The sequence below is a fragment of the Enterobacterales bacterium endosymbiont of Anomoneura mori genome (assembly GCF_047159375.1).
Taxonomy (GTDB): Bacteria; Pseudomonadota; Gammaproteobacteria; order Enterobacterales; family Enterobacteriaceae_A.
Window position 1 is genome coordinate 189162 of record NZ_AP031381.1, and the last position, 14167, is coordinate 203328.

7 protein-coding genes, 2 tRNA genes and 1 other RNA gene are annotated in these 14167 nt (G+C 16.1%); 5 read left to right on the forward strand and 5 right to left on the reverse strand.

Features of this window, described 5'->3' with window-relative positions; all coding sequences use genetic code 11:
- Positions 1-9 precede the first annotated feature (9 nt).
- Positions 10-82: transfer RNA gene (locus ACMCL3_RS01035), tRNA-Phe, on the reverse strand.
- Positions 83-260: 178 nt separating this feature from the next.
- On the opposite strand from ACMCL3_RS01035, the gene aceE reads away from it, so the two are divergent.
- The 4 genes from aceE (at position 261) to holA (ending at position 7811) form a co-directional block, all read left to right on the forward strand.
- On the forward strand, positions 261-2921 hold the full coding sequence (gene aceE / locus ACMCL3_RS01040; RefSeq protein WP_412728728.1) for a pyruvate dehydrogenase (acetyl-transferring), homodimeric type: 2661 nt from the start codon (positions 261-263) through the stop codon (positions 2919-2921).
- Between the two features lie 11 nt (positions 2922-2932).
- The gene (locus tag ACMCL3_RS01045; protein ID WP_412728729.1) at positions 2933-4117 is read left to right on the forward strand and encodes a 2-oxo acid dehydrogenase subunit E2; all 1185 of its coding nucleotides are present in this window, start codon (positions 2933-2935) and stop codon (positions 4115-4117) included.
- Positions 4118-4209: 92 nt separating this feature from the next.
- Positions 4210-6750 (forward strand): leucine--tRNA ligase, encoded by a 2541-nt coding sequence (gene leuS, locus ACMCL3_RS01050; protein ID WP_412728730.1) that lies wholly within the window; start codon positions 4210-4212, stop codon positions 6748-6750.
- Between the two features lie 68 nt (positions 6751-6818).
- A complete protein-coding gene (gene holA / locus ACMCL3_RS01055) occupies positions 6819-7811 on the forward strand; it encodes a DNA polymerase III subunit delta (protein WP_412728731.1) in 993 nt (330 codons plus the stop codon).
- A 66-nt stretch (positions 7812-7877) separates the two neighbouring features.
- Here the strand turns inward: holA and ACMCL3_RS01060 are convergent, their stop codons facing one another.
- Positions 7878-9077, reverse strand: a complete 1200-nt coding sequence (locus tag ACMCL3_RS01060; RefSeq protein WP_412728732.1) for an MFS transporter — start codon at positions 9075-9077, stop codon at positions 7878-7880.
- 545 nt (positions 9078-9622) lie between these two features.
- Between ACMCL3_RS01060 and rnpB the strand changes: the two genes are divergently transcribed.
- An RNA gene (gene rnpB, locus ACMCL3_RS01065) (RNase P RNA component class A) lies at positions 9623-9951 on the forward strand.
- Positions 9952-9983: 32 nt separating this feature from the next.
- Here rnpB and ACMCL3_RS01070 read toward each other — a convergent pair.
- The 3 genes from ACMCL3_RS01070 to lysS form a co-directional block, all read right to left on the reverse strand.
- A complete protein-coding gene (locus ACMCL3_RS01070; RefSeq protein WP_412728733.1) occupies positions 9984-12395 on the reverse strand; it encodes a DNA gyrase subunit B in 2412 nt (803 codons plus the stop codon).
- Positions 12396-12515: 120 nt separating this feature from the next.
- A tRNA-Met gene (locus ACMCL3_RS01075) sits at positions 12516-12587 on the reverse strand.
- Between the two features lie 105 nt (positions 12588-12692).
- The gene (lysS, locus tag ACMCL3_RS01080; RefSeq protein WP_412728734.1) at positions 12693-14165 is read right to left on the reverse strand and encodes a lysine--tRNA ligase; all 1473 of its coding nucleotides are present in this window, start codon (positions 14163-14165) and stop codon (positions 12693-12695) included.
- Between the last annotated feature and the right edge of the window lie 2 nt (positions 14166-14167).

Sequence of the window (14167 nt, forward strand, 5' to 3'; positions counted from 1 at the left end):
TAAATTTAATGCCCAAACTTGGAATTGAACCAAGGACACGAGGATCTTCAGTCCACTGCTCTGCCAACTGAGCTATCTGGGCGAATACATCAATATATTTTATTTAATAAAAATGTCAATAGATATATTTTAAAAAATATAATTAATTATTATTTTAAATAATAATTTTATATATTTTCATTTTAAATAAAAAATTAAAAATAAAAATTTAATAATTATTAAATATTTTCAAATATTAAATTTTAATTTAAAAGGTTAAAATGTTTAAAGAAAAATATGATATTGATATTGTTGAAACTAACGAATGGTTACAATCAGCTGATTTAATAATTAAAAAAGATGGTAAAAAACGTTTAAATTATTTAATTAATAAAATTATAAAGCATGTATATAAAATTAATATTGATATTTTTAATAATATAAAAAATAATAATTATATTAACACAATAAATTATAAAGATGATTTAAAGTATCCTGGAAATTTAGAAATAGAAAAAAAAATTTGTTCAATTATTCGTTGGAATGCAATAATTACAATATTGAAAGCATCAAAAAAAAAATTAGATTTAGGTGGTCATATAGCAACATATCAATCAATTGCTATTTTTTATGAAGTTTGTTTTAATCATATTTTTAATGCTTCTAATAAAAATAATAGTGGAGATATTATTTATTTTCAAGGTCATACTTCACCAGGAATTTATTCACGTTCATTTATAGAAGGTAGAATAAATGAAAATCATTTAAATAATTTTAGACAAGAAATTTTTAAAAAAGGTTTATGTTCATATCCTCATCCAAGATTAATGCCAAATTTTTGGCAATTTCCAACTGTATCAATGGGATTAAGTGCTATAAATGCTATTTATCAAGCTAAATTTTTAAAATATCTTAATAATCGTTCTTTAAAAGATACTAGTAAACAAAAAGTATATGTTTTTCTTGGTGACGGAGAAATGGATGAACCAGAATCAAAAGGTGTTATAACAATTGCTTCTAGAGAAAAATTAAATAATTTAATATTTATTATTAATTGTAATTTACAACGTTTAGATGGTCCTGTAAATGGAAATGGTAAAATTATAAATGAATTAGAAAATATTTTTTTAGGAGCTAATTGGAAAGTTTTAAAATTGATTTGGGATAGTAATTGGGACAAATTATTAAAAAAAGATAAAACTGGAAAATTATTAAAATTATTAAATGAAACAAATGATGGAGATTATCAAAATTTTTTAACTAAAGATATTTCATATATACGTAAAAACTTTTTTGGACGTTATAAAGAAACTTATGAATTAACAAAACATATGAAAGATGAAGAAATTTTAAAATTAAATCGAGGTGGTCATGATTTTAAAAAAATTTATACAGTTATTAAAAATGCTCAAAAAAATTATAATAAACCTGTTGTTATTTTAGTACATACTATTAAAGGTTATGGAATGGGTAAAAATTTTGAAAGTCAAAATATAGCTCATCAAGTTAAAAATATGAATATTGAAGATTTACATTATTTTAAAAATAATTTAAAATTAAAAATTTCTGATAAAAAAATTAAAAATTTAGAATATATAAAATTTAATAAAGATTCTAAAGAATATAAATATATTATAAAATGTAGAAAATTATTAAATGGTTTTATTCCAAAACGTTTAAATTTCATTAAAAATAATTTTAATATTATAAATATTAAAAATTTTAAAGAATTATTAAAAAAACAAAAAAAAAAAATATCTACTACAACAATTTTTATAAAAATATTAAAAATATTATTAAATGATATATATATTAAAAAATTTATAGTTCCAATAATTTCGGACGAAGCAAGAACTTTTGGTATGGAAGATTTATTTAAACAAATTGGAATTTATAATTCAAATGGTCAAAAATATATACCTCAAGATATTAATAAATTTTCATATTATAAAGAAGATAAAACAGGACAAATATTACAAGAAGGAATAAATGAATCTGGAGCAATTTCTTCATGGATAGCAGCTGCTACTTCATATAGTACAAATAATTTACAAATGATTCCATTTTATATTTTTTATTCAATGTTTGGATTTCAACGTATTGGAGATTTATTATGGGCAGCAGCAGATCAACAAGCTAGAGGATTTTTAATTGGTGCAACTTCAGGAAGAACAACTTTAAATGGTGAAGGTTTACAACATGAAGATGGACATAGTCATATTTATTCTTTAACTATTCCAAGTTGTATTTCATATGATCCAGCATATGCATATGAATTAGTTATAATTATACAAGATGGTATTAATCGTATGTATGGAAAAAATAAAGAAAATATTTATTATTATATAACTGTAACTAATGAAAATTATATTATGCCAAAATTTTATAATAATTTTAAATATGGAATTTTAAAAGGTATTTATAAATTAGAAAGTTTAAAAGGAAGTAATAAAAAAATACAACTTTTAGGTTCTGGAGCAATTTTAAGAAATATTAGAAAAGCTTCTTATATATTATTTAATGAATATAATATATCTTCTGATATTTTTAGTGTAACTTCTTTTACAGAATTAGCTAGAGATGGTCAAGATTGTGAACGTTGGAATATATTAAATCCTAAAAAAAATCCTAAAAAACCTTATATACAAAAAATATTAAAAAATATACCTACAGTAGCATCTTCTGATTATATAAAATTATTTACTGAACAAATATCTAAATTTATATATAATAATAATTATTATTCTTTAGGTACTGATGGTTATGGACGTTCAGATAGTAGAAAAAATTTACGTTATTATTTCGAAATTGATTCATTTTATATTGTAATTGCATCTTTAAATTTATTATATAAAAATAAAATAATTAATAAAAATATAATCGAAGATTATATATTTAAATTTAATATTAATATTAAAAAAAATAATCCAAGATTATTATAAAAAAGGAAAAAATGTTAATTGAAATAAAATTACCAAATATTAGTAATGATGAATTTGAAGTTACAAATATTTTAGTTAAAATTGGAGAAAATATTAAAAAAAAACAATCTCTTCTTACTATTGAAGGAGATAAAACTTCTTTAGAGATTCCATCTGATTTTTCAGGTATAGTTAAAGAAATAAAAATTAATATAGGTGATAAAGTTAAAACTGATTCTTTACTTTTTATTATTGATAATGAAAAAAATGAAAAAATAAATAATATATTCAAAAAAAAAATTGTTCAAGAAAATAATATTATTAATGAAATATATGCAAGTCCGTTAATTAAAAGTTTATCACGCGAATTTAATATTGATTTAAATAAAATAAAAGGAACTGGTTTAAAAGGAAGAATTACTAAAGAAGATATTCAATTATATATTAATAAAAAAAAAAATAATAAAATATATGAAGATAAAAAAAATGATAAAAATAATATTTTTATAATTAATAAAAATATTGAAAATATAAAATTAAGTAATATACAAAAAATATCAGGTAAAAAATTATTAAAAAATTGGATGACAATTCCACATGTTACAATTTTTGATAAAATTGATATTACTAATTTAGAAAAATTTAGAAATAAAAAAAATGAAGAATTTTTAAAAAAAAAAAAAAAAGTAAAAATTACACCTTTAGTATTTATTATAAAAGCAGTTGCAATTGTTTTAAATAAAATGCCAAAATTTAATAGTATATTATCTAAAAATAATGAATATTTAAAAATAAATAAATATATTAATATTGGAATTGCTGTTGAAACAAATAAAGGTTTAATAGTTCCAGTTATCAAAAATATTAAAAATAAAAATATTATTAAAATTTCAGAAGAATTAATTGATATTTCTAATAAAGCTAGAAAAGGAATTTTAAATAATAATGAAATTAGTGATAGTTGTTTTACAATTTCTAGTTTAGGACATATTGGAACAAAATATTTTACACCAATTATTAACGCACCAGAAGTTTCAATATTAGGTATTTCAAGATCTTCTGTAGAACCAATTTGGAATAATAAAGAATTTAAACCAAAAATAATGTTACCAATTTCACTTTCTTTTGATCATAGAGCTATTGATGGAGCTGATGGTGCACGTTTTATAAAAAAAATAAGTTATTTATTATCAGATATTCGTAATATTATTATGTAAGATAAAACTTAAATAATTATTAATTTTAAAAATAATATAAATATTTATTTAAATATTATTAAAATAATTTTTTATATTAAAAGGTATTAATAATGTATAAAAAATATTTATTTAAAAATATAGAAAAAAATGTTCAAAAATATTGGTTAAAAAAAAAATTTTTTAATGTTAATGAAAATAATAAAAAAAAAAAATATTATGTTTTATGTATGATTCCTTATCCTTCTGGTAAATTACATATGGGACATGTTAGAAATTATACTATTGGCGATGTAATTTCTAGATTTCAAAGAATGAAAGGTAAAAATGTTATGCAACCTATGGGTTGGGATGCTTTTGGATTACCTGCTGAAACATCTGCTATTATAAATAATATTTCACCTTCAATTTGGACTTATAAAAATATTAAAAATATGAAAAAACAACTTCAATCTTTAGGATTTTCTTATGATTGGGATAGAGAAATTATAACATGTAAACCAGAATATTATAAATGGGAACAATGGTTTTTTTTAAAATTATATGAAAAAAAATTAATTTATAAAAAAAAAACTTTAGTAAATTGGTGTGAATATGATAAAACAGTACTTGCAAATGAACAAGTAATAAATAATAAATGTTGGCGTTGTGATAATAAAATTAAAAAAAAAAATTTATCACAATATTTTATAAAGATTACTAATTATGCTGAACAACTATTAAATGATTTAAAACATTTAAAATATTGGCCAAAAAAAGTTAAAAATATGCAAAAGAATTGGATTGGTAAAATTAATACTATAGAAATTATTTTTGAAATTTTTAATAATAATAAAAAAATAAAAATATTATCTAATAGTTTAGATAATTTTATGAATGTAACATATATTATGATTTCTTTAAGTAATTTATTTTCAATTAAAGAATCTAAAAAAAATATTAAAATTAAACAATTTATTTATAAATATAAAAATAAATATAATAATTATAATATTAATTCTAAAGGAATATTTACTAATTTATTTGCAATTCATCCTATTACAAAAAAAAAATTACCTATATGGATTGTAAATTGTAATTTATTTTATAATCTTTATAATTCAAATTTAGCAATACCTAAAAATAATATTTTTGATTTTAAATTTGCAAAAAAATATAATATTCAAATTAAATTTAAAAAAAATATTTTAAATAAATTAATAATTAAAAAAAATATATTTTTAGATTTATTAAAATTTGATAAATTAAATAATATAAATAAAAATAATATTATTTCAAATATATTAATTAATTTAAATATTTATAAAAAAAAAACTTTTTATAAATTACATGATTGGAATATTTCTAGACAAAGATATTGGGGTGCACCAATACCAATAATAAATAATAAAAAAAATATTATTATTTTAAAAAAACAATTACCTATTATATTACCAGAAAATATTTTAATAAATAATATTAAAAATTTTTTAAAATTTAATTTTAAATGGTTTAAAATTTTATATAATAATAAATATATTAAATTTAATATAGATACTTTTGATACATTTATAGAATCTTCTTGGTATTATATAAGATATACATCTCCAAAATATAACAAAAGTATTATAAATTTAAAATCTATAAATTATTGGTTACCTATAGATCAATATATTGGTGGTATTGAACATTCTGTAATGCATTTATTATATTTTAGATTTTTTCATAAATTATTTAGAGATTTTGGTTTAGTTAATACTAATGAACCAGCTAAAAAATTAATTTGTCAAGGTATGGTGTTATCAGAAGCATTTTATTATTTTAATAAAAAAAATGAAAAAATTTGGATTAATAAAAATAAAATAAATATAAAATATAATAATAATAAAAAAAATATTTTATTAACAGATAAAGAAGGTAATAAAGTTAAATATGCAGGAATGATTAAAATGTCAAAATCTAAAAATAATGGTGTTGATCCTAAAATAATTATTAAAAAATATGGTGCTGATACTGTTAGACTTTTTATTATGTTTGCATCACCAATAGAAATGGAATTAGAATGGAAAGAATCTCAATTAATAGGAATTTATAGATTTTTAAAAAGAATTTGGAAAATGGTTATTGATCATATTAAAAATAAAAAATTGAAACCTTTAAAAATTTTAATATTAAATAAAAAACAAAAAAAAATATTTTTTTTTATTCATAAAATTATTTATAAAATAACTTATGATATTGAAAAACGTCAACATTTTAATACTGCAATTTCTAAAATAATGAAATTTGTAAATAAATTAAATTATTTTAAAAAAAATAATTATATTAATGATTATATTTTTCATGAATTTTTATTAATATTAATTCGTTTACTTAACCCTTTTGTTCCTCATATATGTTTTAAATTATGGAAATTATTATATGAAAAAGATGATATAGATTTTGTTTCATGGCCAATTTTTAATAAATTTTTTTTAATTAAAAAAAAAATAAATATAATAATACAAATAAATGGAAAATTTTATAATAATATATTAATTAAAAAAGATTTAAAAAAAGAAAATATTTTAAAAAAAATAAAAAAAAAATTTTTTAATAAAAAAATAAATTTTAAAAATATTTATAAAATTATATATATTTCAAATAAAATATTTAATATAATTTTAAAATCTTAATTTTAATTATTAAAATATTAAAAAAAATTAAAATATTTTATATTATTAATTTATTATTTTTAAATATTATGAATATAAATATATATAAAAAAAATAAAATTATTAATAATAAAAAATTTAAAATTTATTTATTTTATGGTAATGATATTTTTTTAATAAATAAATATAAAAGTTTAATTAAAAAATTTTTTTTTAAAAAATATAATGAATATATAAATATTAAAATTAATAAAAATATTAATTGGAAAAATATTTTTTTAAATTTAAAAAAAAAAAAATTTTTAATTAAAAAAAGAATATTATTTTTAGAATTTGAAGAAAAAATAAATATTATAATATTAAATTATTTAATTAAATTAATAGAAATATTTTGTAAAGAATTTATAATAGTATTAATTATTTCACAATTAGTAGATTTATTGAAAAATTTTTTAATTAACAAAAATATATATAATTATATAATTAAAATTAATTGTAATAAATATTGTTTAAAAAATTTTATTAAATATAAAAATTTTCAAATTAAAAAAATGAATATAAAATTAGATTTAAAATCTAATAATATTCTTTTAGAAAATTTTATAGGAAATTTATTAGAATTATCACAATTTTTAAAATTATTATTTTTAATATATCCTTGTGGAAACATTAATATAAATAATATTAAAAAAATAATTTATAATGTTTCTTGTTATAATAATTTAAATTTAATTAAAAATTTACTTATTGGAAATATTAATAATTCTTTAAATATTTATAAAAATACATTTAAAAAAAATAATAAACCTATTTTATTAATATATATATTAAAAAATGAATTAATTTTTCTTATGAAAATAAAATTTATAAAAAATATTAAAAAAAATATTAAAATATTTAATAAATATAAAATACATTATAATAATATAATATTATATTATAAAGCTATTAATAGAATATCTTTAAATAATTTAAATAATGCATTTTTACTTTTATCTAAAATTGAAAATTTATTAAAAAATGATAATAGTAAATTATTTTGGAATGAAATTGAAAAATTATTAATATTAATATGTAAATAGTTTTTAAATAATAGTCTATTAAATTTTATAATTAATAAAATTTAATAGACCCTAAAATTTAAAAAATTATTTTTTTTTTATATTATTTAATAATAATAAATTATTTCTATTTTGTTTAAAAAATAATATAATAAAAAATAACCATAAAAAACCATTTAACATATTTAAAAAATTAAATGCATTTACACCTTTCCATAAAAAAATTTTTTTTGAAAATTCAATATTTGATATTAAAATTAAAATAGTAATCATTCCCATAATTGCTGAAACACTTCCTTTTCTAAAATTATTTGTAAATAATGTTATTCTAGTTAAACAAGGATTAGCAATACCAAGTCCAAATGCATAAATACCTAAACTAGTTGTTAAGAATAAAGATGAATGAACTTTAATAAACATAGAACATACAGCAAGTATTAAACCAATTACTAAAGGTTTACCGGCAAATTTTATTAAATCTTCTAAATTCTTTAATTTACTTAAAAAACTTAATGTAAAATTTCCAAATATTAATCCTATAAATACAGGCATTTGTAAAATTGCATAAGAAAGCATTGTTAATTTGTCTTTACTCATTAAAATTACTGGAGAAATTGCGATCCAAACAATTAATGGTACATTAGCAAAACCTATAGAAAATGCACCACATAAAAATTTAAAATCTTTAAATAAAAATTTATAATTTTTAAATAAATTAATAGAAGTAATATTATTTTTTTTATTTATTGGGGGTTCAGGCATAAAATTAAATAAACCTATTAATGATAAAAGAGCAATTAATGAAAAACCTACAAACATACCTTGCCATGGACATATTTTAATTATAAATGCACCTCCTAAAGGTCCAAATAATGGTGCTGATAAAGCAATATTTGCCATTATTGCAATTAATTTAATACAAGTTTTTTCATCATAAGATTCTTGTATTGTAGTATATCCTACAGTACCAATAAAACATAATCCCATACCTTGTAAAAATCTTACTAAAATAAATTGTTTGATATTAACAGTAAATGTTATTAATAAACAACTAAAAATAAAAAAACATACACCAAAAAACATTATAGGACGTCTACCATATTTATCAGATAATGGTCCAAATAACCATTGTAAACACATTCCACCAGATAAATATGCTGTTAAAGATGTAGGAATCCATTCAATTCCAGCATGAAAATATTTAACTACTTCAACCATTGCAGGTTGCATCATATCATTTGTAATATATACTATTAATTCAAATAATACTAAGCTAACAGGAAACATTATACGGTTTATTTTCATAATTTTTTAATAATATCTCCTAAATAATAATTATAATTAAATTATTTTTTAAAAATATTTAATTTAAAAAAATTATATTAATTATTTTTAATTTTAATTGTAAATTTTTACCTATAACATTATTATTAATAATTTTTAAATTTAATTTTTTTATATTTATAAATAAAAATTAATTATTATATTTATTTCAATTAATTTAATAAATATTTATTATTTTTTATATTTTTTATATTTTTAAATTTTTATTTATAATTTTTAAAAATATATAAAAAAAATTTTTTAATTTTTTTATAAATTTATATAAATTAATAATAAAAATTTTTATATTTTTTATATAATTATATAATAAATTTATTTTTATTAAATATTTAAATATAAATAATATATTTTTTTAAAAATAAAATTTTATTCATATTTTATTTTAAAAAAAATATTTAATTATATTTAATATTTTTATTATTTTTTTTAAAATTAAATATGAAAAAATATTAATTTGAATTATTTATTTTAAAATGTTATAATAAATATAAGTTAATTAAGCAGTAACCTTTAAATATAAAGGAGGAAAGTCTGGACTCTAAAGAGCAGAGTGCCAGATAATAACTGGGATATTTTACGAATAGTGCAACAGAAAATAAACCTACTATAAATAAATTATAGAAAAATAAGGGTGAAAAATTAATAATTACCAAATTGGTAACAATTTGAATTATGTAAACTCCACTTAGAGCAAAGTTAAATATGAATTGTATTGCTCATACTAAATTCAGGGTTAACTGCTAAAATTAATAAGTAATTATTAATTTAGAAAAATTACTGCTCAAGACAAAATCCAGCTTATAAATTAACTTTTTTTAAAAAAGATATTTTTAAAATTTAAATATTTTATTAAATATCAATATTTAATATATTTAAAGCATTGTTTTTTATAAAATTACGTCTTATTTCAACATTATCACCCATTAAAATATTAAATAATTTATTCGCATATATAGAATCTTTAATAGTTACATTTAACATATTTCTATTTTTAGGATTCATAGTACTTTCCCATAATTGTTCAGGATTCATTTCTCCAAGACCTTTATATCTTTTAATATTTAAATCTTTTAAAATTTCTTTAAATAACCAATTTAAAGTCTCTTCAAAAGAAGAAACTAATTTAGTATTATTTTTTCTATTAATTATTGCATAATTTAAAAACATTAAATATAATTTATTATTTAAAAAAAAAATTTTTTTATATTCAATACTATTAAAAAATTCAATATTTATTTTATAATATATATTATTACCATATATATTTTTACAAAATAATGGTTCAAAAATTTTTTTTTTAATATTTTTAACAATTTTAAATGTATAATAAATAGAATTTTTTTTTAATATTTTATTAATTTTATTAACTAACATTAATAACCATTTTTTAATAATTTTATAATTATTAAAATTATTTAATCCTATATAAAAAGATAAATTTAATAAATTAATAATTAAATCATATGGATATTTTTTATTAATATTTTTAATTTTTTTTTTAATAATTAAATATTCATAAATTAATTTTTTTAAAGATTTTTTTTTAAAATTTATATTTTTTTTATTATACAAAATAGTATTTTCTAAAGCAATATTTATTTTATATTTATTCATATTTTTATCATCTTTAACATAATATTTTTTATTTTTAATTTTTATTTTATATAATGGAGGTTGTGCAATATAAATAAAACCTTTTTTAATAATTTCAGGTATTTGTCTATAAAAAAACGTTAATAATAAAGTACGTATATGCGATCCATCAATATCAGCATCTGTCATAATTATAATTTTATTATATTTAATTTTATTAATATTATATTTTTCTTTTTCAATAAAACCACCTATTGCAGATACTAAAGAAATTATTTCTTGAGAATTTATTATTTTATTAAAATTTGCTTTTTCAACATTTAATATTTTACCTTTTAATGGTAAAATTGCTTGAGTTTTACGATCTCTACCTTGTTTAGCAGATCCTCCTGCTGAATCTCCTTCAACTAAATATAATTCAGAAAAAATAGGATTATTTTCTTGACAATTTGCTAATTTACTTATTAAATTTAAATTTATTAAATCTTTTTTACGTGAAATTTCACGTGATTTACGTTCTATTTCTTTTGATTTATATAAATTTATAATTTTTTTTATTATATTTTTTTTAATATTTTTATATTTATTTAAAAATTTTGTTAATTTTTTAATTACTACTAATTCAATAATTTTTTTAACTTTTAATGAAACTAATTTATCTTTTGTTTGAGAAGAAAATTTAGGATTATTTAATTTTACTGAAATAATACTTACTAAACCAGAACATATTTCATCATTTAAAGAAATTTTTTTTTTTTTTTTAATATTTTTATTTTTAAATATAAAATTATTAAAAATTTTAATAATAGCATATTTCAATCCAGATAAATGACTACCACCATCAATTTGTTGAACATTATTAGTAAAACAATAAATTTTTTTATTATTATTATAATTCCATTGTAAAACAAGTTTAATTTTTACATTATTTTTAATTATTGAAATTTTAAAAATTTTTTTATGAATTAAATTATTATTTTTATTAATAAATTTTATAAATGATTTTAAACCTCCAAAATGTTTTAAAAAATCTTTTTTATTATTTCTTTCATCTCTTAAATATATTGAAATTAAACAATTTAAAAATGTTAATTTATGTAAATATTTTAAAATAATATTATAATCAAAATTAATAATATTAGTAAATATTAAAAAACTAGGCCAAAAACGAATACTTGTTCCATTTTTAGTAGTTTTTTTTATTATTTTTAATTTATTTTTAGGTATACCATTTAAAAAAATTTGTTTATAAATTTTATTATTTCTATAAATAATTAATTTTAATTTTTTTGATAAAGCATTTACAACTGAAATACCAACTCCATGCAAACCACCTGTAGTTTCATTTAAATTATTATTAAATTTACTTCCAGAATGTAAAATAGTCATAATTATTTCTGCTATTGAAATTTTTTCTTCAGGATGTATACTTGTAGGTATACCACGTCCATTATCTTGAATTGATATTGAATTATCATTATGAATAGTAACTACAATTTTATTACATTTTCCAATAATAGTTTCATCTATAGAATTATCAATAACTTCAAAAACCATATGATGAAAGCCATCTCCATTTTCAGTACTTCCAATATACATTCCAGGACATTTACGTACTATATCTAAACCTTTTAAAATTTTTATATTTTTAGAATTATTATTAATCATTTAAATTCCAAAAAAAATTTTAAATATTTAATAAAAAATTTTATTTATTTTAAAATACTATAAATAATTAGTATATATATTAAAATATATAAATATATATATAAATTATATAATATTTTTTCGCGGGAGTTGGAATTGAACCAACGACCTTCGGGTTATGAGCCCGACGAGCTACCTCTGCTCTATCCCGCTGTTATAATTATATTTTTTAATATATATTTTTACAATATAATTTATTATAAAAATATATTATTAAATATAATTAATATTTATTAATTAATAAAATATTTTAAAAATTTATAATTGTTTCATAGTTGGAAATAATATAACATCACGAATTGAATTACTATTAGTTAATATCATTATTATTCTATCAATACCTATACCTAAACCAGCAGTTGGAGGTAAGCCATATTCTAAAGCTTTAATAAATTCTTTATCATTATATATAATATTATTTTTATTTTTATTAGTTTTTATTTGTTCTTTAAAACGTTCATTTTGATCTTTAGAATTATTTAATTCTGAAAAACCATTACAAATTTCAATTCCTCCAATAAATAATTCAAATCTTTCTGCAATACTTGAATTATTATATTTTCTTTTAGATAAAGGAGATATTTCAATTGGATATTCAGTAATAAATGTTGGTTTTAATAATTTATGTATAACTAAAATTTCAAATAAATTATTTATAATATTTCCAATTTTAAAATGTTTTTTAATTTTTATATTAATAGATTTTAAAATTTTCTTTAAATAAAAAATATTAAAAATATATTTAATATTAATATATTTATAATATTTTTTAATTGATTTTATCATTGTAATTTTTTTAAAAGGTTTATTAAAATCTAATAATTTATTTTTATATAATATTTTTTTTTTATTAAATAATTTAATAACTATTTTTTTAAATAAAGATTCAATAAATTTAATTAAAATTTTATAATCTGCATATGCCATATAAAGTTCCATCATAGTAAATTCTGGATTATGTTTTGAAGATATTCCTTCATTACGAAAATTTTTATTAATTTCATAAACTCTTTCAAAACCTCCAATTACTAAACGTTTTAAATATAATTCTGGTGAAATACGTAAATACATTTTTATATTTAAATAATTATGATAAGTTATAAAAGGTTTTGCAATAGCACCTCCAGGAATTGTTTGTAACATTGGGGTTTCAACTTCAATAAATTTATTTTTATTCATATAATTACGAATATAAAAAATAATTTTAGAACGAATTTTAAAAATATTATAAGAATTATTATTAATAATTAAATCTAAATAACGTTGTCTATATTTTATTTCATTATCTAAAATTTTATTAAATTTATTTGGTAATAAACGTAAAGATTTTTTTAATATATATAATTTATTACAAAAAATTGATAATTCTCCAGTTTTTGTTTTAAATAAAAACCCTTTTACTCCTAAAATATCACCTAATTTACATTTTTTAAATTGTTTTTCATATATTTTTTTTGATATTTTATTTTTTGTAATATATAATTGAATATATCCTCCCATATCTTTTAATTTAACAAAAGAAGCAGAACCCATTATTCTAAGATTCATAATTCTACCTGCAACACTTATTTTTTTTTTATTTAATTCTTTTATATTTTTTTTATTATATTTATTATGTATTTCATTAGATATATCAATACGTTTAAAATTTTTAAATATATTTTTTTTTTTTTTTAAATAATTTTTTTTTAATTTATAATTAATATATAAATATATTTTTTTAACTATCATTT